The sequence below is a fragment of the Prescottella sp. D32 genome, assembly GCF_037287305.1.
GTDB lineage: Bacteria > Actinomycetota > Actinomycetes > Mycobacteriales > Mycobacteriaceae > Prescottella > Prescottella equi.
Genome location: NZ_JARBSW010000002.1, coordinates 974819 through 995751 on the forward strand (window position 1 = coordinate 974819; position 20933 = coordinate 995751).

Sequence of the window (20933 nt, forward strand, 5' to 3'; positions counted from 1 at the left end):
GCGGCCCGTATGCGGCACGGCAAGATGTGACGTCGACCGCACCTGGGGGGATCCGCGATGAACGATGTGCCCGCGTCGACGGTTGCACGCGACACCCGGGAGACCATCGCCCGGCTCGCGCCCGGAACCGCCCTCCGCGACGGCCTCGAGCGGATCCTGCGTGGACGCACCGGCGCGCTGATCGTGCTCGGTTACGACGACCAGGTCGAGGAACTGTGCGACGGCGGCTTCGAACTCGACGTCGACTTCGTGCCCACCCGGCTGCGCGAGCTGTCGAAGATGGACGGCGCCGTCGTGCTGTCCACCGACGGCACCCGCATCCTGCGCGCCAATGTGCAGCTGGTGCCGGACCATCGCATTCCGACCGTCGAATCCGGGACCCGGCACCGTGCGGCCGAACGGACCGCGATCCAGACCGGATATCCGGTGGTGTCGGTGAGCCAGTCGATGAGCATCGTCAGTGTGTACGTCGGCGGGATCAGGCATGTCATCAACGCGTCGGAGACGATTCTCTCGCGTGCCAACCAGGCCGTCGCCACCCTCGAGCGCTACAAGTCCCGCCTCGACGAGGTCACCAGGCAGCTGTCGGTGGTCGAGATCGAGGACTTCGTGACCCTGCGCGACGCCCTGACCGTGGTGCAGCGACTCGAGATGGTGCGCCGGGTCTCGGTCGAGATCGAGCAGGACGTCCTAGAACTGGGGACCGACGGCCGGCAGCTGGCACTGCAGCTGGAGGAACTCGTCGGCGACAACGACGCCGTCCGGCAGCTGATGGTCCGCGACTACCTGGCCGGCAGCGAGCCGGCCTCGGCGACGGCGGTGGATAGCACCCTCGCCGCGCTCGACAAGCTCACCGACGTGGACCTGCTCGACCTCACGACGCTCGCCCGCGCGTTCGGGTACCCCGGGACGATCGAGGCCCTCGATGCGCCGATGAGTCCGCGCGGCTATCGCGTGCTCACCAGGGTTCCGCGGCTGCAGTTCATGCAGATCCACCGGCTGGTCTGCTCGTTCGGGACGCTGCAGGGGCTGCTGGCCGCAACTGCCGCGGACCTGCAGTCGGTGGACGGCATCGGCGGCCTGTGGGCCCGGCACATCCGGGAGGGCCTGTCGCGACTCGCGGAGGCGTCGATCAACGGGCCATACGACTAGGCCGGTACGTCGGGCCGGCGCCGTCGGCTCATGCGATGTTGAACGGCTCCGGGTTGCTCTTGAGGGAGCCCAGCTGCCCGACCACGGTGTATCCGCCGGGGGCGACCGGCTCGCGCGGCGCCGTGCAGCCCGGTGCCGACGTCTTCGCCGACCACTTGACGGTGAAGCGTGCCTGGCCGCCCGGCTCCAGCGTCCGGACCTCCGGCTCCGACGACGGGAAGCAGTCGACGTTGGACCACAGGCGGTTCGCGCCGTCGAGCGAGTACACGAGCACCTGCTGCAGGCCCGACCCGAGATCGCGCTCGCACGCGTTGGTGCCGATGTTCGTGATGGCGATCGTGAAGCCCGGCTCGTCACCCGCCTTGTACTGCGGCTGGTCCGGGGTCACCTTGAGCGCGAGCGACTGGTCGGCGCAGTCCTTGGACGGGTTGGCCGACGTGGTGCTGCTCGCCGTCGTCGTGGAGGACGAGTCGGCACCCGAGGTTCCCGACGGATCCTCGGACTGCGACGTCGTCGGCGCCTCGCTCGATTCCGTCAGCTCGGACGTGGCCGCGGCGGCGGTCGACTCGGAGTCGTCGTCACCGCCGCCGATGGACAGGACGATCCAGACGATCAGCGCGAGCACCACGACGGCGGCGCCGATGGCGAGCGCCCGCCGGCGCCAGTAGATCTCCGGGGGCAACGGTCCGTTCGGTTCAAGCACGACTCAACCGTAATTGGCCCCGGCCGGTACCCGCCTGAGCAGCCTCGGCGTGTCGCTCCCCCGAAGCTGCCGGACCATGCATTAAAGAAGTGCCGCCCCGGCTCCGCGCACACCGGCGGCCCCGGAGCCGATATCGCTCCGGGGCCCCTGTGACGGAGGTGTCAGTCGACGGACTCGCCGACGTCGCCGACGACGCTCTGCAGCTTGATGTCGCCCTCGGCGAGCTTGTAGGTGACGCCGACGATGGCGCACTTGCCGGCCTCGACGGCCTCGGAGATGATCCGCGACCGCTGCATCAGCAGCGAGCCGGTCTCCACGACGTGACGGCGCTCGAGGTCGTCGACGGTGCTCAGGCCCTCACGGCGACCCATCAGGATCGACGGCGAGACGCGCTCGACGACGTCACGGATGAAGCCGGCCGGAATGGCACCGTTGTCGAGGGCGTCGAGTGTGGCCTTGACGGCGCCGCAGCTGTCGTGGCCGAACACGACGATCAGCGGGACATTGAGGACCGCGACGGCGTACTCGATGGATCCGAGGACGGCACTGTCGATCACGTGACCGGCCGTGCGGACGACGAACGTGTCGCCGAGGCCCTGGTCGAAGATGATCTCGGCGGCGACTCGGGAGTCACCGCAGCCGAAGATCACTGCGGTCGGATGCTGGGCGTCGACCAGCTTCGCACGGTCGGCAATACCCTGGCTCGGATGCAGCGGGGTACCACTGACGAAACGCTCGTTACCCTGCTTGAGGGCTTTCCAAGCGGAGATCGGGTTGGAATTGGGCATGGGGCAATTGTGCACCCTCCGCCGCCTGCCGTCTCGATTGGACCGATGACGAAAGCCCGGAGTGGTGAACGGAGAAGGATGAGGGATTCGGTGTCTTCGGGGTCTTCGGTGTCTTCCGGGTCGGTCGACGGCGCGGCGCTGCTGCGGTGGTACGACGAACAGGCGCGGGACCTGCCGTGGCGCCGGGGCGGCGTCACCGCCTGGCACATCCTGATGAGCGAGATCATGCTGCAGCAGACGCCGGTGGTCCGCGTCGCCCCGATCTGGGAGGAGTGGGTGCGCCGTTGGCCGGTGCCCTCGCTCATGGCGGCCTCGAGCCAGGCCGACGTCCTACGCGCGTGGGGCAAGCTCGGATACCCGCGGCGGGCACTGCGCCTGCACGAGTGCGCGGGCGTGCTGGCACGTGAGCACGACGACGTGGTCCCGGCCGATGTCGACGTGCTGCTGAGCCTGCCCGGCATCGGCGACTACACCGCCCGCGCGGTTGCCTGCTTCGCGTACGGACAGCGGGTTCCCGTAGTGGACACCAACGTTCGACGCGTCGTGGCGCGTGCGGTGCACGGCCGGGCGGATCAGGGCAACCCGTCGGCCAGGCGCGACATGGCCGACGTCGACGCATTGTTGCCCCGCACCCGCGAACGGGCGGCACGGTTCTCCGCGGCGTTGATGGAGCTGGGAGCGACGATCTGCACCGCCCGCACCCCGGACTGCGCGAACTGCCCGCTGCCGCGCTGTGCGTGGGTGGAGGCCGGGCGCCCCGCGTACACCGGAGAACCCCGCAAGGTGCAGAAGTTCGCGGGCACCGACCGCCAGGTCCGCGGGAGGCTGATGGACGTACTGCGCGGCAGCGCGCACCCGGTCGAACGCGCCCAGCTGGACCTGGTGTGGCTCAGCGATCCCGGACAACGCGACCGCGCGCTGGACTCGCTGCTGGTGGACGGTTTGATCGAGCAGACCGAGGACGGGATGTTCGCGCTGGCCGGCGAGGGCAGTCGCTGACCACCGTCAGCGCAGCGACGTCAGGAACTCCTCCACCGCGGTCCGATACCGCTCGGGCTGGTCGTCGTGGACGAGGTGGCCGGCCTGCGCCACCCACACGTACCGGGCGTCGTGGCCGTCGAGCATGCGACGCATCTGCCCCTCGGGAGTGATCGTGAACTCGCCCTCGATGAGCAGCGCGGGCGCGCGGGCGGCGTCCCACTGCGCCCAGAAATCGCGGGTGCCCCACTCCTCCGAGATGTCGCGGAACGTCTCGACGTCACCGTGCAGATACCAGCCGTCCGGGCGCCGCTCGAACGAATCGAGGAAGTAGCGGCCCGCAACCTCACCGAAGTACTCGAGCACGGAGTCCTCGGTGGGGAACGGCTGTGGCCACGCGGAAACCATTGCGGCCCAGTCCTGTGCGGTGCGTCCACGGAAGTCCGGCGCCATGTCCTCGAGCACCAACGCGCGTACGCGATCGGGGTGCGCCGCGGCGAAGCACCACGCGTGCAGCGCCCCCATCGAGTGCCCGATCACGGTGAGCGGCTCGTCCAGTCCGGCGACAGCAGCGGCGAGGTCGGCCACGAACAGCTCCGTGGTCGGCTCCCCGTCGATCGGCCGCCCGTGCCCGGCCGCGTCGAACGTGTAGACGTGGCCGTGTTCGCGCAACCACGACACGTGCCGCGACCACGTTCTGGCACTGCCCATGAGCCCGTGCAGGAGCAGTATCGGCCGCCCCGTCCCACCCTCGTCGTGCAACACGGATCCGACGGTAGCCGAACCGCCGGCGACTCGGGGAGAACCCGCGTGGGCCCGGAGTACCCTCGCGAGCATGGCAGTCGTGAAGATCAATGCAATCGAGGTACCCGAGGGTGCCGGACCCGAACTGGAGAAGCGGTTCGCGAACCGCGCGCACGCCGTGGAGAACTCCCCCGGATTCCTCGGGTTCCAGCTGCTGCGTCCGGTCAAGGGCGAGGGCCGCTACTTCGTGGTGACTCAGTGGGAATCGGACGAGGCCTTCCAGGCGTGGGCGAGCGGGCCCGCCCGCGAGGCGCACGCCGGTGAGCGCGCGAAGCCCGTCGCGACCGGCGCCTCGCTGCTCGAGTTCGAGGTGGTCCTCGACGTGGCGGCGAAGCCCGAATCCTGATCCACCGCATCCGGTTCGACGACGAACCGAGCCGGTAACGGACAAATCGGTCACGGTGTCGATCATCCGATTGACACCGTGACTTCGGGATGCCAGAGTTCGCTCGACAGAGCGATGGATCGACGGTAATCCGGTGCCATTCCGGAGCGGTCGCGCCACTGTGATCGAGGGGCTGCCCTCGAAAGCCAGACACCCCGGCCATCGCATGGACCTAGCGGGACGCGTAATCCCCAGGAGGCACCGATGGCAATCGCCTATTCACCCGACAAGTCGGCCGATTCGGCCGCTGTCGCACTCATCGCGGCGGCAGTAGTGCTGCTCGCCATGCTCGCGCTCTACCTGGTCGGGTTCGACCAGGGCGCAATCTCCCGCAGCGGCATGTACATGCACGAATTGATGCACGACGGCCGACACCTGCTGGGCCTGCCGTGCCACTGAACACACTGACGCCCGTCACCGAAAGCCTCAGGACCCTACTTCTGCGCGGACTACTGGCCGGCCTGATCGCCGGCCTGCTGGGCGGTGTCGTCGCATTCGCGCTCGGTGAGCCGCACGTGCAGGCCGCGATCGAGATCGAGGAATCCGCCGCACCGGCCGAACCGGACCACCACGCGGGCGAGACCGCTCCGCACGATCACAGCGCGGAAGCCGCTGAGCCGGAGGGACACTCCCACGGCGACGACGCCCTCGTCAGCCGTACCGGGCAACGTTTCGGCCTGTTCCTCGCGACGACGCTCGCCGGCCTGGCGCTGGGCGCGATCTTCGCGGTAGTCGTGCACTACGCACGCCGGTTCACCGCGATGGCGGGCACCCCCCTCGCCATCGCGGTGGCTGGATTCGGTTGGCTGGCAATCGAAGCCGTGCCGTTCTTCAAGTACCCCGCCAACCCGCCGGCGGTCGGCGACCCGGACACCATCAACGAGCGGACCCTGCTGTGGCTCGCCTCGGTGCTCCTCGGCTTGCTCGCCGTTGCGGCGGCCGTCTACGCGGGGCGTGCGCTGCGGGATCAGGACCTGGTGACGACCCGTGTCATCGGACAGGTTGCCGCGTTCCTCGCGGTGGTCACGATCGGCTACCTCGCCCTACCCGGAATCAACGAGGTCGGCGAGGACTTCCCCGCCACCCTGCTGTGGCAGTTCCGCATCTCGTCCCTCGCCACCCAGGCCACACTGTGGCTGGCACTCGGCCTGGCTTTCGCTTTCCTCACCGAACGCGGGGCCCGGCGGGCGGTCCGCTAGCTCAGACCGCGCACGAATCGTCGGCGCAGCCCTCGGCATTCCCGCCGGGGGCTGCACCGCTGTCCGCACCTTCGGCGTCGGCGTCCGCGACGGCCCGCCGCAGCAACTCCGTGAACACGTCCTGCGGCTGCGCCCCCGACACCGCGAGTCGGCGGTTCGCGACGAAGAACGGCACCCCTGAGACCCCGAGTTGCCCGGCCGCCGTGAGGTCGGCCCGCACCAGGTCGGCGCCGGCGTCGCCGGCGAGTGCGGCCGCCGCCTCGGCGGCGTCCATCCCGACGCTCGCCGCGAGGTCGGCCAGCACGTTCCGGTCGTCGATCACCTTCCCGTCGGTGAAGTGGGCCCGGAACAGCGCCTCCAGCAGCGCATCCCGGCGCTCCCCCGCGAGATGCAGCAAGCGGTGCGCGTCGAACGTGTTGGCGGCGATCACGGTGTCGAAGTCCATGACCAGCCCGTCGGCCGCGGCCGTCGCGGCGACGTGCTGGAACATCTGACGCACCTGCTCGGCGGGCATCCCCTTGAGCTCGACGAGCGCCTCGAGTTCACCGCGGCGCGCGCCGACCGGGGTGTCCGGCGCGAGTTGGTACGACCTCCACACCACCGAGACCCGATCCCGATCCTCGAACCGGTCGAGGGCCGCCGTGAAGCGGCGCTTACCGATGTAGCACCAGGGGCAGGCGACGTCCGACCACACCTCGATCAGGGCGGTCGGCGCAGCGGGCTCGTTCTCGGCGGGCTCGGCGCCGACATTGCTCTCGATGGTCACGACGCATTCGAACACACGGCGGACGCGACTTGTTCCGCGCCCGCCGCCGGACCGGTCAGCGCCGCGCCAGTTCCTCCCTCAGGACGCGCTTGAGCACCTTGCCGGTGCTGCTGCGGGGCAACCCCGCGGACCCCTTTGCGATCACCAGGCGCTGCGGCGTCTCCCCGGGATCGATACCGCGATCCACCAGGAACTGCCCGATCTCCTCGAGACTGATGGCGGCGCCGGGCCGGCACGCCACGACGGCGACCACCTGCTCACCCAGCCGACCGTCGGGGCAGCCGATCACCGCAGCGTCCGACACGGCCGGATGCTCGGCGATCATCGTCTCGAGATCGACCGACCCGATCCGCACGCCGCCCCGCCGGATGATGTCCGACGCCCGGTCGACGAAGCGCAGATAGGCGTCGTCGGGGCCGTCGATCACGAACAGATCGCCGGTCATCAGGAAACCGTCCGCATCGAACGGGTCGCGGTCGCGCGCCGGGTTGAGATACCCGGAGAACACCGTCGGCCCCTTGACGCGTAGTTCGCCGAGCACACCGGGATCGACGATCTCGGCACCGGTCTGCTGATCGACCAGCTTGAGCACGGTGCCCCGCCCGTGACCGGAACGCGGGTACAGCATCGCGTGCGGCCGATCGTCCGAGCGGGCGTCGGGGTCGGACCGCAGCGTGACACCTTCGATGGTGCCGAAGAAGTTCACCAGTTCCACGCCGTACCGCTCCCGCCAGCGCTGCACGGTCTGCGGGTCCAGCGGCCCCGCGCCCACCCCGATCCGGGTGAGGGTGGACAGGTCGACGGACGGCCCCTCCATGACGTCGACGGCGGCCAGCATCGACGGGCGTCCGGCCGTGTACGTGACCTTCTCCTCGGCGATCTGCCGCACGAACACGTCCAAACGGAACGGCTGATGCTGCACCAGAACACATCCCGTGGACAGCCAGGGCAGCATCGTCCCGATGATTCCCGCCGACGTCATCATCGGGAACGGGTTGAGGATCACGTCGTCGGCGGTGAGGCCCGCCGCCTCGACGACACCACGCGCGTGGGCGAGGGACTCGCAGTGCGCGTGCGGAACGCCCTTGGTCCGGCCCTCGGTGCCGGACGTCCAGCAGATCGCGATGCAGTCGTCCGCCGCGGGACTGTCGGCCGCGACGTGCGCCGCAACCTCTGCGATGTCCGCGGCGGTGGCGACGCCGTGGCCTATCCGGACGACACCGTCCGGCACGCCGACGCCGTACGAGAGAACGGTCCGCAACGTCGGGATCTGCGTTCGCACCGAGATCACCCGTTCGGCAACGTGATTGGAGCCGATCCGAGCCGCGGTGACGAAGGCGCTCACACACGATTCGTTGCACACCTCGACGATCTCGGGTTCGGTCGAGTGAACGGCGAGCAGCGAGACGATCGCCCCGATCCGCCAGACGGCCAGCACGACGGCGATCTGCTCGACGGTGTTGGGCAGCTGGACACCGACGACCTCACCGGCACGGACCTCGGCGCGCAACAGCATCGCCGCGAGCCGATCGACCTCGGCGTCCAACTCGGCCCAGGTGACCCGGCCGGGGACCCCGTCCACGTACTCGGACTTGTCCACCGGGTCGACGACCGCGAGCTGACTGCCTCGCTCTCGCACCCTTTCGGCCAGTAACTGCTGGACGGTGTCCTGAGTCCAGACACCGGACTTGGTGTAGTCGTCGATGCGGATCTGAGGGTGAATCTTCAGGCTCCCCATGTGCCCTCCCTGGTCTCGCGATCCGACGTCCCCGACAGCCGTCACTCCACTGGATGTGTGATCTAGGTCACTAGATTTATCACGGTCGGGTTACTTGCGCGAGTCGCAGACCATCGGATAGGGCACGACCTGCGGAAATCAGACGAATCCCACGAAGTAGGGCAAGTGTCCAGGTCAGACGACCAGGCCTGCTCGGTAGGCCTGCAGGGCGGCCTCGACACGATTGCGCACACCGAGCTTCTCGAAGATCGCCGATACGTGCGACTTCACCGTGGTCTCGCCGAGGAACAGCCGGCGGCCGATGTCCGCGTTCGATTCACCTTCGGCGAGCACGGTCAGGACTTCCCGCTCCCGCTCGGTGAGCCTGCTCAGATCGGGGCGTACCACCGGCGTCGAACCAGCCGTCCCTTCGCTCTCGGACACTATGCGCCGCAGGGCCTCCGGGCTGAAAAGCGTGTTTCCCGACGCCACCACACGGACCGACTGATGGAAGGTGAGCGGGGCCTCGTCCTTGCTCAGGAAGCTGTGCGCACCGGCCGCGACGGCCTGCACGACGAGGTCGTCCACGTCCATCGCGGTCATCGCGATCACCTTCGGCGGCGACTCCAGCTCCATCAGGCTGCGCGTCGCCTCGAGACCGCCTGTCCGGCGCATCTTCAGATCCATCAGCACGACGTGCGGCTGCAGCGACGCCACCGCGGCAGGCACCTCGTCGCCGTCACTCACACACCCCACCACCACGATGTCCTGTGCAGGCTCGAGAATGTCCGCTACCCCCCGTCGAACGAACGGATCGTCGTCGACGATCAGAACCGTAATTCCCCCAAGGTCTTCCATAGTGTGGACAGATTAGCGGCCGACACCGACATTTCCGGCCGATCAAGCAGTCCAGGGAACCCAGCAACTCACCACGAACTCCGATCCGATACGCCCGGCCTCGAAGGACCCACCGATCTCCCGCGCCTGCTCCGCCAGCCCGCGCAACCCGGTCCTCGATCCGACTCCGACTTCGGTGACACTGTTGCTCAACGCGTTCCGGACCAGGATCCGGATCCCGCGCTCGGGTGCACCTTCGAGGGAGATCGCGACGATCTGGTCGGACGCGTGCTTCTGGGCATTGGTCAACGACTCCTGCACCACGCGGAAACAGACGTGCCCCGACAACACACCCACGTCACCCGGTGCGAGGTCGGTGGCCAGTGTGCAGTGCATGCCGGCGGCACGGGCCGCCTGCACCAACTGGGGCACCGCGTCGATTCCCTGGTGCCGGGCCGACTGCTGGGGACCACCGGTGCCGCGCAGGACCCCCACGATGCTCTTGAGATCGTCGAGCGACTCGTGGGCGGTGGCTCGGATCTGTGCCGCCGAGTTGACGACCTTCTCCGGATCGTCGGCAGCATTGACCTGCAGGGCTCCCGCGAACAGCGAGATGCGGCTCAGACCGGCGGCCAGCGTGTCGTGCATGTCCCGAGCGATCCGGGTCCGTTCCTCGGCCCGGATCATCTCGTCGCGCATCACGTCGCTGCGTTCGGTCGCCGCGTCTCGCACCTGTTCCGCCTCCACCAGCGCGCTCCGCGTACGAACCACGGTCGCCGACGCCAGAACCAGGGCGACGACGATCGCCGCGACCAGCAGCGGGATCCACGCCGCGACGACGTACTGGGGCATCGGGCTGCCGTCCTCGGGCTTCTCCGAGGCCATCGTGAGAACCGAGTACTCACGCAGGCGATGCGCGTCGTACAGCAGGGACACCGCGCACGCCACCCAGACCGCGACCGCCGCACCGGCCAACCGGTATCCGCGTGCAACCCCGGCAACTGCGAAGAGCGCGACGAGAGCGGCGGTGGCATCGGTCTCGAACACGATCGGGCCGACCAGCGCGATCGCCAGCACCAGCCAGGGACGCTCGTGCCGCCACACCAGTGCCGCCGCGGCGACGAGGTTGAGGACGAGTCCCACCCCGTGGTTCCACGCCGGCGTGTTCGCCGACATCGACGCGAGCCCGACGGTCATGAGCGAGCAGAACGCACTGAACGACACCGCGAGCACGGTCCACACTCGACGCCGGATCCGCACAGCTCTCTCGGGATTCACGAGGAGGACGGTACGCAATTCGACCGACACCGCGGCATCCGACGGAGGTCGGATCGTCGCAGGCGCGAACAGTACGAAATGAGGAGACGATCGGTCCATGAGGAGGAAGACGCCGACAGCGCCACTGCGATGTGCTCGTCACAGCACGACGCGCGCCGCCACCCGACTGCGCGCCACGAACATCGAAAGGAAGCTCGGTGAGCGCTCCGCAGCAGTTCCCGCATCCGCAGCAACCCGGCTACACGCCTCCCCCACCCGCGAAGAAGAACTGGTTCGGCCGACACAAGGTACTGACCTCGCTCGGCGTCGCCGTTGTCGCGATCATCGCGATCGTCGCGGCCACCGGAGGATCGGGCGACGGCCCCACTCGGGAAGCCCGCGAGGCCGGCGCCGCCGTCGAACGACCGTCGGATGCCCGGATCGGAACCCCTGTCCGCGACGGCAAGTTCGAGTTCGTCGTGCACGGGGTGGAAGCCGGAGTTCCCACGGTCGGGACGAACGAGTACCTCACCGAGAAGGCGCAGGGGCAGTTCGTCCTCGTACGGATGACCGTCCGCAACATCGGCGATCGGGAGCAGAGCTTCACCACCTCGGCACAGAAGATGGTCGACGCACAGGGACGGCAGTATTCGGTCGACGACATGGCGACCTTCACCCTCGACCAGGGTGTGCCGTTCGAACAGATCAATCCCGGCAACTCCGTGGACGCCACGATCGTGTTCGACGTGCCCGCCGGAACCGTCCCCGCAGTGCTCGAAGTACACGATTCAGTCTTCTCGGGCGGTGAATCGATTCTGCTGCAGTAGTTGTCGGCAGGTCCCGTGCTCGGCGGGGTTCGGCGTCGAGGGGTCGCCGAGCCCCGCCACTCTCACGGTGTCCGGTCCGTCCCCGCGGTTGTGCGATCAGCACAACCGCGTGCAGGCGTGGAACCGTCGCGTGTAGCGTCGGAACTGCCCTCGATCCGACGCCGAAGAGCAGGCCACTCGACCCCCGTCGGCTCGTCGTCGGGCAAGACTGCACGCCGCCTTCGGATCCTGATCCGCCGGGCCGCTCGCACGGTTGGGCCTCGGTGCCGGATCCGCCCCTCTCTCCCACCCGCTCCGGGGCGCACCCCAGGAGGAAACATGACTCTCGTCCACAGTCCCGACAGGGCAATCGAATCGCTCGGAATCGCGCTCGTCGCGGTCGGCGTCGTGCTCGTCGCGCTGCTCACCCTCTACCTGGTCGGATTCGATCAGGGCGCGATCTCGCGCAGCGGAATGTACATGCACGAACTGATGCACGACGGCCGGCACCTCCTGGGGCTCCCATGCCACTAGCAGGATCGCTGCGAAGTCTGCTGCTCCGCGGCCTGCTCGCGGGACTGATCGCCGGCGTGCTGACCGGTGCCGTGGCCTTCGCACTCGGCGAACCACACGTCGCCGCGGCGATCGCCATCGAGGAGTCGGCTCCCGCCGCCGACGCCGAAGGATCACACGACCACGAAGCCGGGACGGCGGCACACTCGCACGGTGACGACGCGCTCGTCTCACGGGACGGCCAGCGCGCGGGATTGTTCCTGGCGACCACTCTCGCCGGTATCGCGATCGGCGCGATCTTCGGAGTCGTCGCCCACTACGCGAGACGGTTCACGACCGTGGCGGGTCCGCTGCTGGCACTCGGTCTGGCCGCAGGAGGTTGGCTCGCGGTCGAGGCGGTGCCGTTCTTCAAGTACCCGGCGAACCCACCCGCGGTAGGCGACCCGGAGACGATCGACCAGCGAACCTGGCTGTGGTTGGCGGCGCTCGCGCTCGGACTGCTCGCAGTCAGCGCGGCGGTGTACACGGCGAAGATCCGTGTCTCCCAGAGGTACTGGACGATCAGGGTCGGCGCCTCGATCCTCACGTTCCTGGTGATCGTGACGGTCGGCTACCTCCTGCTGCCGAGTGTGAACGAGGTGGGAGACGACTTCCCCGCAACTTTGCTGTGGGAGTTCCGAATCTCGTCGCTGGCGACCCAGGCGACATTGTGGCTGTGCCTCGGCCTCACCTTCGCATTCCTCACCGAACGCGCACAGCGCAGGGCGACTCACGGGCCGGTTCCCACTGCCGTGTACGACGCGACGACGACCGGCACAGCGCGACCGTAGGAGGGGCACTGGCGAGGTTTCGAAAACGACCGCACAAGCACCCCGAACCCACATGGAAGGGAGACCTCCATGACCACCGAAAACCAAGCCCGATTCCAAACGCTCACCGATGGTCTGGCCAAGATCGCACCAGCGGAGCACGACGTCCAGGATTCGCCGTACACGATCTCCAACGCACGGTACGACGTCCTGCGGCACGTCCTCCACGACGTCGGCGGGCAGCCCGCGCTCTCGGTCCCGTACCTGGAGAAGGGCGAAGAGGCGTGGGAGTTGAACACCTACGTCACCTGCGAGTGCCTGGCCTGGCGGGGCTCGTGGAATGCGGAGATGCGTCGGCGGGCCGAGGTCGATCTCGGCGAGACGCAGTACTTCGGCTATCCGTACTACGCCCGATGGCTCACCGTGGCGGCCAAGGTGATGGTCGACAAGGGCCTCATCCCCCTCGACGAACTCTGCGACCGCGTCGACCAAGTGCGCGCCCGGCTTCAGGAGGAACGGAAATGACCCCCAAGTTCAAGGTGGGCGACCGCGTGGTCGTGAAGGACCAGACGAGCCTGTTCCACACCCGCACACAGGCGTTCGTGCGCAATCAGGAAGGGACCGTCGTCGAACACCGCCCCGAGTGGGTGATACCGGAGGACGAGGCGTTCGACAAGCTCGAGACCGGACGCAAGGAACCCTTCTACGTCGTCCGCTTCAAGCAGACCGATCTGTGGCCCCGCTACACCGGGTTCCCCGTCGACACACTCGAGACCGAGTGCGCAGAAGGCTGGCTCCGGCCTGCCGGGACGAACGAGTGAGGAGGAGAAGTGAGCGATCCACACAAGCCCATCCAGGCCTCCGAGGAGATCAGTGAGTTCGAGGTCCTCGAGCTCGCCCTGCGCGAGCTCGCCATCGAGAAGGGACTCTTCTCGGCCGAGGACCACCGCCGATTCTCCGAGTGGGCCGAATCCATCGGGCCTTCAGGCGGATCCAAGCTGGTAGCCAAGGCCTGGACCGACCCCGAGTTCAAGAAGCGACTGCTCGAGAACGGCACCGAGACGTGCAAGGAGGTGGGTATCGACTGGCGTGACCCGACCGGCAGCGGCACACCGAGCGACTACACGTTCTTCTACGTTCTCGAGAACACCCCCGAGGTGCACAACGTGATCGTGTGCACCCTGTGCTCGTGCTATCCGCGGCCCGTGCTCGGCATGTCGCCGGACTGGTACCGGACGCCGAACTACCGGCGTCGCATGGTCCGCCGTCCCCGCGAGGTACTCGCCGAGTTCGGCCTGCACTTCCCGTCGAATGTCGAAGTGCGCGTGCACGACTCCAACCAGAAGTCCCGGTTCATGGTGATGCCGATGCGACCGGAGGGCACCGAGGGCTGGACGGAGGAACAACTCCAGAAGATCGTCACCCGCGACACGATGATCGGCGTGGCACTGCCCACGGCGGACTGGGACGCATCGAAGGCACCGTCGGCAGGAGGCGGCCGATGACCGCGACACAGGGCTACGAGGTCATTCTGCGAACACTGCAACCGGGGAACGAACGAGCCGGCGACCTCGACGACACCGACCGCAAGCCCGATCCCTGGGAGTCGGCGATGCAGGCCACCTGCGAGTGCCTGTCGTGGCGCGGATCGTGGGACAACCTCGAACGCCGCCACACCGAGGACGAACTCGGCGAAACCATCTACAGCCAGTTCCCGGTGCACTCGCGGTCAGCCATCACCACCGCGCATACCTTCCTCGATCGCGGCATCGTCAGCCAGGACGAACTACGCGCGAAGATGGAACAGATCCGGGCGAGGCTCGAACGCACCTGAGAATCGGGAACCTTTCCGCCCCAGTACGTTCGAGCGCTCACAACCAGGGGGCTACTCGAGCGCGGCGTCCAGCGTGATGGCGACGCCGGTCAGAGCCTTGCTCACCGGGCAGGACTCCTTGGCGGCCTGGGCGACGCGGGCGAACCCCGCAGCGTCCAGGCCGTCGACCTCTGCGCGCACCGTGAGTACGATGCCGGTCAGTTTGAATCCGGGGTCGTCCGGCCCGAGCGAGACGTCGGCGCGGATGTCCAGGCTCTGCGGGGTACCGCCCGCCTCCCCGATCAACGCCGACAACTGCATCGCATAGCAGGACGAGTGCGCCGCCGCGATCAGCTCCTCGGGACTGGTCGTACCCCCGGCATCGTCCGCTGCCCGCTTCGGAAACGACACTTCGAACGTGCCGACTCCCGAACTGGTGAGTTCCACTTGACCCGAACCCTTTTCGAGTGTCCCGTTCCAGGCGGTACGTGCGGTGCGTGTGGGCATGTGCAGATCCCCTCTCGTCGGTAGGTCCACGTCCTCCTCGCAAACTACCCCCTATCGTGTACTTGCATGGGACAGCTGGAGAAGGTCGGGCTACGCCGCGAATCGCTCGGCTTCGCGATCGGCTCGATCCTGTTCGCAGTGGGCGCGCTCCCGGGCTACGCGACGAGGGTGGGCAGCGAGGCCGACAACCTCACGTACTTCGTGGGCTCTCTGTTCTTCACCGTTGCCGCCTTCATCCAACTCCGGCTGAGCGGACGCCTGGTTCCCACCGCCTCGACATCACGGGTGGACCGGTACGACTGGTGGTCGGCCTTCGTGCAGTTCGTCGGCACCCTGCTGTTCAACGTCAGCACCGGCGCCGCCCTCGTACACAGCCTGACCGTGCCCGAGCACCGCGAATTCGTCTGGCAGCCGGACGTGTTCGGTTCGCTGTGTTTCCTCGTGGCCTCAGCGCTCGCCGTCGTCGCCACCACGGACGTCGACGGGCTGTGGGATCCGCACGCGCGGAACTGGGGCAGCACGTGGCTCGGCGCGATCGGCTCGGTCGCCTTCGGGGTGTCCGCGGCGGGCGCCCTGCTCGTCCCCGGAACGCATCGGCCGGAGAGCGCGACGGCCGCGAACCTCGGCACGCTGATCGGGGCGCTGTGTTTCCTGGCCGCGGCACTGTTGATGCGGCCGTCGTCGCCCCGGGTGGCGACGGGCGCCGGGGACTGACGGAGCTCAGGACCGCGACTCGGCGCGCTCGGCTGCCGCCCGGTCGATCTCGCGATAGCGCTCGAGCAGTTCCCGCTCCCCGTCGCGGCGCGGGTAGGCGAAGAAGACCAGCGATGCGCCGACCAGGACGATCACGATGGCCGCGACATATGCCCGGGAGTCCCCGTCGAGGAACGCTGCGCGGGCGGCAGCGGTGATCGCGTCCGCGTACTGCGGGTACCGCTCCGCCACGTTCTCGGCGCCGGCGAAGGACTTCTCGAGCGCCGCCTGGGTCTGGTCACCGACGTCACCGGACTGCGGGGCGGCGGCGATCGCGGCGGCGAAGGACGCCGCGTACCCGGCGGTGAGCAGCGCGCCGAGCACCGACTGCACGATGGCTCCGCCCAGGTCGCGCTGCAGGTCCGCGGTGCCCGACGCCATTCCCGCCCGCCACACCGGCACCGACCCGGTCAGCGAATGCGAGGCGGGCGTACCAGCCAGACCCACACCCGCTCCGAGGAACATGTAGCCGAGCGCGATCTTCCAGTACTGCGCGTCCTCCTTCCACAACAACAGCGCCACCAGCAGTCCCAGGACGATCGCCGCGTACCCCAGCAGCAACGTGAATCTGGCACCGTGCGACTCGACGAGCTTCGCGGACTGCGGGGCGACCACCACCATGACGGCTGCGGCGGGCAGACCGGCCGATCCTGCCGCCAACGTCGAGTACCCGAGCACGTTCTGCATGAACTGCTGTCCGATGAACAAGGTCCCCATGAGCGTTCCGAAGACGACTATGCCCGCGACCGCCGCGACCCAGAAGATGCGGCGGCGAGCCACCCGCAGGTCGAAGAGAGGGAACCTCGCGCGTAGCTGCCGGACGGCGAAGGCCACCCCGGCGGCCAGAGCCACCGACAACATCGACAGTGCCGTCGTACGCATTCCGGCGACGGGGGCGAAGTTGATTCCCAGCACCAGCGCCGCCACCAGGATCACCGAGACGATGCCGCCGAGATGATCGACCGGGTCGGCGGACTCGTTGACGTGGCTCGGCACGAACACCACCGCCGCGCCCAGCGCCACCAGCGCCAACGGGACCGTCACCAGGAACACCGAGCCCCACTCGAACGACTTCAGCAGGGCCCCGGACACGAGCGGGCCGAGCGACGAGATACCGCCACCGATCGCGGACCACAACGCGATCGCCTTCGTCCGTCCCGGCCCCGACCAGAGCGCGGTGATCAACGCGAGAGTGGTCGGGAAGGCCATGCCGGCCGCGACGCCACCGAGCAGTCGGGCGACGATCAACACCTCGACGGTCGGCGCCGTCGAGGCGATGACGGATGCCGGCACGGACAGCGCCATCCCCAGTACCAGCATCATCTTGCGCCCGTACCGGTCGCCGAGTGCTCCGAGGTAGAGCACCGAACCTGCAAGTCCTACCGAGTAGCCGACGGCAATCAGGTTGAGCTGCGTCTGGCTCGCGTCGAACGCCTTGCCGATGTCCGGCAACGCGACATTCGCGACCGCCAGGTTCAGGTTCGCCACAGCGGCGACGAGGATCAGCGCCGCCAGGACGAGTGGGGCCCGAGCGGGACGAGTCCCCGCCGCTGCGGATGTCATCCGGCCAGTCCACACCATCCCGACCGGTGCGTGGCCCGAAATGCCGATGCTGCGCCGGCGAGCCCCGGATCTGGCATAGCGTGCTGCCCATGACCGTCGACACCGACCTCCCGGCGCTCGCCGAGAGCACGGCCCGAATCGTCGCGCTCGCGCACGCCGCGCACAGGCGCCATCTCCGGCACCGCGGACGAGGACCGATCCTGATCGGCATCGACGGACCATCCGGCGGCGGCAAGTCGACGCTTGCCGCGCGGGTCGCCGCGGCGCTGGACGACGCCCCGACAGTTCGCATGGACGACCTGTACCCCGGCTGGGACGGCCTCGCCGCCGCGGTTCCGCGGTTGGTCCGACAAGTCCTCTCCCCGGCCCGGCACGGCCGGATCCCGCGGTACCGCCGGTACGACTGGCACCGCGGCGACTACGCGGAGTGGCGTGCCGTCCGCCGTCACCGGTACCTCGTCGTCGACGGCGCCGGGTCGACGTGCGGCGTCGCCCGGGAGTACTTCGCGGTCCGGGTTTTCGTCGACGCCCACCCGGACGACCGGATGCGTCGGGCACTGGAACGGGACGGCGAGATATTCCGCCCGCACTGGGACCGGTGGGCGCGGCAGGAATCGGCGCTGTTCGGACCGGACCGCACCCGGCGCGCCGCCCACGTCACGGTGTCGACGAGCTCTGCCCTCACCGGAACCGAGATTCGGACTCAGGCCTCGTGACACGACGACGCCCCGCGAGCTTTCGCTCGCGGGGCGTCGCTTTACGTGAACCTACTCGGCCGAACCGCCCTCGGAGGGGGTGGAGTCACCGGCACCGGCCAGCGCCTCGGCAGGCGAGTCCGGAACCTTGACCGGCTTCGGGGATCCGTGGAACGTGAACTTCGCGTTCTCGCCGGCGCCCTCGCCGTCCCAGCCCTCGACGTCGACCAGGACGATCTGGCCCGGGCCCAGTTCGTTGAAGAGGATCTTCTCCGACAGCTGGTCCTCGATCTCGCGCTGGATGGTGCGACGCAGCGGTCGCGCACCCAGGACGGGATCGAAGCCGCGCTTCGCGAGCAGCGACTTGGCCTGCTCGGTCAGCTCGATGTCCATGTCCTTGTTCTTCAGCTGCGCCTCGACGCGACCGATCATCAGGTCCACCATCTGGATGATCTCGTTCTGCGAGAGCTGGTGGAAGACGATGATGTCGTCGATACGGTTGAGGAACTCGGGGCGGAAGTGCTTCTTGAGCTCGTCGTGAACCTTGAGCTTCATGCGCTCGTAGTTCGACTCGCTGCCCGTTCCCGCCGAGAAGCCCAGACCCACGGCCTTGGAGATGTCCGAGGTACCGAGGTTCGAGGTGAAGATCAGCACGGTGTTCTTGAAGTCGACCGTACGACCCTGACCGTCGGTGAGACGGCCGTCCTCGAGCACCTGCAGGAGGGTGTTGTAGATCTCCTGGTGTGCCTTCTCGATCTCGTCGAACAGGACCACCGAGAACGGCTTGCGGCGCACCTTCTCGGTGAGCTGGCCGCCCTCTTCGTAGCCGACGTAGCCGGGAGGGGCACCGAACAGACGCGACGCGGTGAACCGGTCGTGGAACTCGCCCATGTCGATCTGGATGAGGGCATCGTCCTCGCCGAACAGGAAGTTCGCGAGCGCCTTGGACAGCTCGGTCTTACCGACACCGGACGGGCCGGCGAAGATGAACGAGCCCGACGGACGCTTCGGATCCTTCAGGCCGGCGCGGGTACGACGGATCGCCTTGGAGACGGCCTTGACGGCGTCCTCCTGGCCGATGATCCGCTTGTGCAGCTCCTCCTCCATACGGAGCAGACGCGTGGTCTCCTCCTCGGTGAGCTTGAAGACCGGGATGCCGGTCCAGTTGCCCAGCACCTCGGCGATCTGCTCGTCGTCGACCTCGGCGATGACATCCAGATCACCCGAACGCCACTGCTTCTCCCGCTCGGCACGCTGCGCGACGAGGGTCTTCTCCTTGTCGCGGAGGTTCGCGGCCTTCTCGAAGTCCTGCGCGTCGATCGCGGACTCCTTCTCGCGGCGGGCGTCGGCGATCTTGTCGTCGAACTCGCGCAGGTCCGGCGGTGCGGTCATCCGGCGGATGCGCATTCGGGCGCCGGCCTCGTCGATGAGGTCGATGGCCTTGTCCGGCAGGAAGCGGTCGTTGATGTAGCGGTCGGCCAGGGTGGCCGCCGCGACCAGCGCGCTGTCGGTGATCGAGACGCGGTGGTGCGCCTCGTAGCGGTCGCGCAGACCCTTGAGGATCTCGATGGTGTGCTCGACCGTCGGCTCACCGACCTGCACCGGCTGGAACCGGCGCTCGAGGGCGGCATCCTTCTCGATGTACTTGCGGTACTCGTCGAGGGTGGTGGCACCGATGGTCTGCAGCTCACCGCGGGCCAGCTTCGGCTTGAGGATCGAGGCCGCGTCGATAGCGCCCTCGGCCGCGCCCGCACCGACCAGCGTGTGCAGCTCGTCGATGAACAGGATGATGTCGCCGCGGGTGTTGATCTCCTTGAGGACCTTCTTCAGGCGCTCCTCGAAGTCACCGCGGTAGCGGCTGCCGGCAACCAGCGAACCCAGGTCCAGCGTGTACAGCTGCTTGTCCTTGAGGGTCTCCGGGACCTCGCCGTTGACGATGGCCTGCGCGAGGCCCTCGACGACCGCGGTCTTGCCGACGCCCGGCTCACCGATCAGGACAGGGTTGTTCTTGGTACGGCGGCTCAGCACCTGCATGACGCGCTCGATCTCCTTCGAACGGCCGATGACGGGGTCGAGCTTGCCTTCCAGGGCGGCCTGGGTGAGGTTGCGGCCGAACTGGTCGAGGACCAGCGACGTCGACGGGGTACCCGCCTCGCCGCGGCTGCCGCCGGCCTCGGCCGGCTCCTTGCCCTGGTAACCCGACAGCAGCTGGATGACCTGCTGGCGGACACGGTTGAGGTCGGCACCCAGCTTCACGAGGACCTGGGCGGCGACGCCCTCACCCTCGCGGATCAGGCCGAGCAGGATGTGCTCGGTGCCGATGTAGTTGTGGCCGAGCTGCAGCGCCTCACGGAGGCTGAGCTCGAGGACCTTCTTGGCACGCGGAGTGAAGGGGATGTGTCCGGACGGGGCCTGCTGACCCTGGCCGATGATCTCCTCTACCTGGCTGCGGACACCTTCGAGGGAGATACCCAACGACTCCAGCGACTTCGCCGCCACGCCTTCACCCTCGTGGATGAGACCCAGCAGGATGTGTTCCGTGCCGATGTAGTTGTGGTTGAGCATCCTGGCTTCTTCTTGAGCCAGGACGACGACGCGCCGCGCGCGATCGGTGAACCTCTCGAACATCGCTCTCCCTCACACTCTCCGGCAATCAGTTCCGAGACCTGCGTCTCGGTCCTCCCGCCGCGTTTCGCTCCGGCACAACAGGCTGACGGCCTCCGGAACCGACGAAGGTTCCACGACCCCACCTCATACTCTAGTGGGCTGCCTTGCGACCTGCCGCTCCTCCACCCGTCAAACGTGCGGAGCGGACCTGCATAAAGTTCTCAACGCCGCAGGTCGCGGAAACGTTTCCCGGACGCTGTACGCCTGAAGCGAACATCACC

The 20933-nt window shown here is 68.2% G+C and carries 24 protein-coding genes; 14 read left to right on the plus strand and 10 right to left on the minus strand.

Annotation, left to right across the window (positions count from 1 at the left end; genetic code table 11):
* Positions 1-57 precede the first annotated feature (57 nt).
* The gene (disA, locus tag PSS76_RS14200) at positions 58-1152 is read left to right on the plus strand and encodes a DNA integrity scanning diadenylate cyclase DisA (RefSeq protein ID WP_081185932.1); all 1095 of its coding nucleotides are present in this window, start codon (positions 58-60) and stop codon (positions 1150-1152) included.
* 28 nt (positions 1153-1180) lie between these two features.
* On the opposite strand, the gene PSS76_RS14205 is transcribed toward disA, so the two are convergent.
* Positions 1181-1855 (minus strand): hypothetical protein, encoded by a 675-nt coding sequence (locus PSS76_RS14205; RefSeq protein WP_081122501.1) that lies wholly within the window; start codon positions 1853-1855, stop codon positions 1181-1183.
* A 161-nt stretch (positions 1856-2016) separates the two neighbouring features.
* A complete protein-coding gene (locus PSS76_RS14210; RefSeq protein WP_081122502.1) occupies positions 2017-2643 on the minus strand; it encodes a carbonic anhydrase in 627 nt (208 codons plus the stop codon).
* A 78-nt stretch (positions 2644-2721) separates the two neighbouring features.
* Between PSS76_RS14210 and PSS76_RS14215 the strand changes: the two genes are divergently transcribed.
* Complete coding sequence (locus tag PSS76_RS14215) at positions 2722-3642, plus strand: HhH-GPD family protein (protein ID WP_081122503.1); 921 nt, start codon at positions 2722-2724, stop codon at positions 3640-3642.
* Between the two features lie 6 nt (positions 3643-3648).
* On the opposite strand, the gene PSS76_RS14220 is transcribed toward PSS76_RS14215, so the two are convergent.
* A complete protein-coding gene (locus tag PSS76_RS14220; RefSeq protein ID WP_337456272.1) occupies positions 3649-4386 on the minus strand; it encodes an alpha/beta fold hydrolase in 738 nt (245 codons plus the stop codon).
* A gap of 70 nt (positions 4387-4456) precedes the next feature.
* Between PSS76_RS14220 and mhuD the strand changes: the two genes are divergently transcribed.
* From mhuD to PSS76_RS14235, 3 genes are all read left to right on the plus strand, one after another.
* Positions 4457-4771 (plus strand): mycobilin-forming heme oxygenase MhuD, encoded by a 315-nt coding sequence (gene mhuD, locus PSS76_RS14225; RefSeq protein ID WP_005515686.1) that lies wholly within the window; start codon positions 4457-4459, stop codon positions 4769-4771.
* A gap of 243 nt (positions 4772-5014) precedes the next feature.
* The gene (locus PSS76_RS14230; protein ID WP_005515687.1) at positions 5015-5209 is read left to right on the plus strand and encodes a CbtB domain-containing protein; all 195 of its coding nucleotides are present in this window, start codon (positions 5015-5017) and stop codon (positions 5207-5209) included.
* Positions 5200-6009 (plus strand): CbtA family protein, encoded by an 810-nt coding sequence (locus tag PSS76_RS14235; RefSeq protein WP_081122504.1) that lies wholly within the window; start codon positions 5200-5202, stop codon positions 6007-6009. Before PSS76_RS14230 ends, PSS76_RS14235 begins: the two co-directional genes overlap by 10 nt.
* 1 nt (position 6010) lies before the next feature.
* Here the strand turns inward: PSS76_RS14235 and PSS76_RS14240 are convergent, their stop codons facing one another.
* The 4 genes from PSS76_RS14240 to PSS76_RS14255 form a co-directional block, all read right to left on the minus strand.
* Positions 6011-6769 (minus strand): DsbA family oxidoreductase, encoded by a 759-nt coding sequence (locus tag PSS76_RS14240; protein ID WP_337456289.1) that lies wholly within the window; start codon positions 6767-6769, stop codon positions 6011-6013.
* A 61-nt stretch (positions 6770-6830) separates the two neighbouring features.
* Entirely contained in the window at positions 6831-8513 is a 1683-nt protein-coding gene (locus PSS76_RS14245) for a class I adenylate-forming enzyme family protein (RefSeq protein ID WP_337456273.1), read from the minus strand.
* Between the two features lie 174 nt (positions 8514-8687).
* On the minus strand, positions 8688-9350 hold the full coding sequence (locus PSS76_RS14250; protein WP_005515691.1) for a response regulator: 663 nt from the start codon (positions 9348-9350) through the stop codon (positions 8688-8690).
* Positions 9351-9392: 42 nt separating this feature from the next.
* Positions 9393-10637, minus strand: coding sequence for a sensor histidine kinase (locus PSS76_RS14255; protein WP_013414799.1), 1245 nt, complete (start codon positions 10635-10637; stop codon positions 9393-9395).
* A 167-nt stretch (positions 10638-10804) separates the two neighbouring features.
* On the opposite strand from PSS76_RS14255, the gene PSS76_RS14260 reads away from it, so the two are divergent.
* The 7 genes from PSS76_RS14260 (at position 10805) to PSS76_RS14290 (ending at position 14548) form a co-directional block, all read left to right on the plus strand.
* Positions 10805-11413, plus strand: coding sequence for a DUF4352 domain-containing protein (locus PSS76_RS14260; RefSeq protein WP_022593979.1), 609 nt, complete (start codon positions 10805-10807; stop codon positions 11411-11413).
* 318 nt (positions 11414-11731) lie between these two features.
* Positions 11732-11926 (plus strand): CbtB domain-containing protein, encoded by a 195-nt coding sequence (locus PSS76_RS14265; protein WP_013414798.1) that lies wholly within the window; start codon positions 11732-11734, stop codon positions 11924-11926.
* Positions 11917-12735 (plus strand): CbtA family protein, encoded by an 819-nt coding sequence (locus tag PSS76_RS14270; RefSeq protein WP_275793200.1) that lies wholly within the window; start codon positions 11917-11919, stop codon positions 12733-12735. The genes PSS76_RS14265 and PSS76_RS14270 overlap by 10 nt, the downstream gene beginning before the upstream one ends.
* A gap of 69 nt (positions 12736-12804) precedes the next feature.
* Positions 12805-13239, plus strand: coding sequence for an SH3-like domain-containing protein (locus PSS76_RS14275; RefSeq protein ID WP_005515707.1), 435 nt, complete (start codon positions 12805-12807; stop codon positions 13237-13239).
* Positions 13236-13535 carry an SH3-like domain-containing protein gene (locus PSS76_RS14280; protein WP_005515709.1) on the plus strand — a complete coding sequence of 100 codons (300 nt, stop codon included), beginning with the start codon at positions 13236-13238 and terminating at the stop codon, positions 13533-13535. The genes PSS76_RS14275 and PSS76_RS14280 overlap by 4 nt, the downstream gene beginning before the upstream one ends.
* Positions 13536-13544: 9 nt before the next feature.
* Positions 13545-14219 carry a thiocyanate hydrolase subunit gamma gene (scnC, locus tag PSS76_RS14285; protein ID WP_013414796.1) on the plus strand — a complete coding sequence of 225 codons (675 nt, stop codon included), beginning with the start codon at positions 13545-13547 and terminating at the stop codon, positions 14217-14219.
* Positions 14216-14548 (plus strand): SH3-like domain-containing protein, encoded by a 333-nt coding sequence (locus PSS76_RS14290; RefSeq protein ID WP_005515712.1) that lies wholly within the window; start codon positions 14216-14218, stop codon positions 14546-14548. Before scnC ends, PSS76_RS14290 begins: the two co-directional genes overlap by 4 nt.
* 51 nt (positions 14549-14599) lie before the next feature.
* Here PSS76_RS14290 and PSS76_RS14295 read toward each other — a convergent pair whose 3' ends face one another.
* Positions 14600-15034, minus strand: coding sequence for an OsmC family protein (locus PSS76_RS14295; protein ID WP_013414795.1), 435 nt, complete (start codon positions 15032-15034; stop codon positions 14600-14602).
* A 66-nt stretch (positions 15035-15100) separates the two neighbouring features.
* Here PSS76_RS14295 and PSS76_RS14300 point away from each other — a divergent pair, with 66 nt between their 5' ends.
* A complete protein-coding gene (locus PSS76_RS14300) occupies positions 15101-15748 on the plus strand; it encodes a hypothetical protein (RefSeq protein ID WP_022593975.1) in 648 nt (215 codons plus the stop codon).
* A gap of 6 nt (positions 15749-15754) precedes the next feature.
* Here the strand turns inward: PSS76_RS14300 and PSS76_RS14305 are convergent, their stop codons facing one another.
* Positions 15755-17350, minus strand: a complete 1596-nt coding sequence (locus tag PSS76_RS14305) for an MFS transporter (RefSeq protein ID WP_013414793.1) — start codon at positions 17348-17350, stop codon at positions 15755-15757.
* Between the two features lie 89 nt (positions 17351-17439).
* Between PSS76_RS14305 and PSS76_RS14310 the strand changes: the two genes are divergently transcribed.
* On the plus strand, positions 17440-18066 hold the full coding sequence (locus PSS76_RS14310) for a nucleoside/nucleotide kinase family protein (RefSeq protein WP_231849555.1): 627 nt from the start codon (positions 17440-17442) through the stop codon (positions 18064-18066).
* Positions 18067-18117: 51 nt separating this feature from the next.
* On the opposite strand, the gene PSS76_RS14315 is transcribed toward PSS76_RS14310, so the two are convergent.
* A complete protein-coding gene (locus PSS76_RS14315) occupies positions 18118-20673 on the minus strand; it encodes an ATP-dependent Clp protease ATP-binding subunit (RefSeq protein WP_005515718.1) in 2556 nt (851 codons plus the stop codon).
* Positions 20674-20933 lie beyond the last annotated feature (260 nt).

What these genes read in the sequence shown, in the direction of transcription:
- disA (WP_081185932.1), top strand. Translation starts at nt 58, where the DNA reads ATGAACGATGTGCCCGCGTCGACGGTTGCACGCGACACCCGGGAGACC.
- PSS76_RS14210 (WP_081122502.1), bottom strand. Translation starts at nt 2,643, where the DNA reads ATGCCCAATTCCAACCCGATCTCCGCTTGGAAAGCCCTCAAGCAGGGT.
- PSS76_RS14215 (WP_081122503.1), top strand. Translation starts at nt 2,722, where the DNA reads ATGAGGGATTCGGTGTCTTCGGGGTCTTCGGTGTCTTCCGGGTCGGTC.
- mhuD (WP_005515686.1), top strand. Translation starts at nt 4,457, where the DNA reads ATGGCAGTCGTGAAGATCAATGCAATCGAGGTACCCGAGGGTGCCGGA.
- PSS76_RS14230 (WP_005515687.1), top strand. Translation starts at nt 5,015, where the DNA reads ATGGCAATCGCCTATTCACCCGACAAGTCGGCCGATTCGGCCGCTGTC.
- PSS76_RS14245 (WP_337456273.1), bottom strand. Translation starts at nt 8,513, where the DNA reads ATGGGGAGCCTGAAGATTCACCCTCAGATCCGCATCGACGACTACACC.
- PSS76_RS14250 (WP_005515691.1), bottom strand. Translation starts at nt 9,350, where the DNA reads ATGGAAGACCTTGGGGGAATTACGGTTCTGATCGTCGACGACGATCCG.
- PSS76_RS14265 (WP_013414798.1), top strand. Translation starts at nt 11,732, where the DNA reads ATGACTCTCGTCCACAGTCCCGACAGGGCAATCGAATCGCTCGGAATC.
- PSS76_RS14270 (WP_275793200.1), top strand. Translation starts at nt 11,917, where the DNA reads ATGCCACTAGCAGGATCGCTGCGAAGTCTGCTGCTCCGCGGCCTGCTC.
- PSS76_RS14275 (WP_005515707.1), top strand. Translation starts at nt 12,805, where the DNA reads ATGACCACCGAAAACCAAGCCCGATTCCAAACGCTCACCGATGGTCTG.
- PSS76_RS14280 (WP_005515709.1), top strand. Translation starts at nt 13,236, where the DNA reads ATGACCCCCAAGTTCAAGGTGGGCGACCGCGTGGTCGTGAAGGACCAG.
- PSS76_RS14290 (WP_005515712.1), top strand. Translation starts at nt 14,216, where the DNA reads ATGACCGCGACACAGGGCTACGAGGTCATTCTGCGAACACTGCAACCG.
- PSS76_RS14295 (WP_013414795.1), bottom strand. Translation starts at nt 15,034, where the DNA reads ATGCCCACACGCACCGCACGTACCGCCTGGAACGGGACACTCGAAAAG.
- PSS76_RS14300 (WP_022593975.1), top strand. Translation starts at nt 15,101, where the DNA reads ATGGGACAGCTGGAGAAGGTCGGGCTACGCCGCGAATCGCTCGGCTTC.
- PSS76_RS14305 (WP_013414793.1), bottom strand. Translation starts at nt 17,350, where the DNA reads ATGACATCCGCAGCGGCGGGGACTCGTCCCGCTCGGGCCCCACTCGTC.
- PSS76_RS14310 (WP_231849555.1), top strand. Translation starts at nt 17,440, where the DNA reads ATGACCGTCGACACCGACCTCCCGGCGCTCGCCGAGAGCACGGCCCGA.
- PSS76_RS14315 (WP_005515718.1), bottom strand. Translation starts at nt 20,673, where the DNA reads ATGTTCGAGAGGTTCACCGATCGCGCGCGGCGCGTCGTCGTCCTGGCT.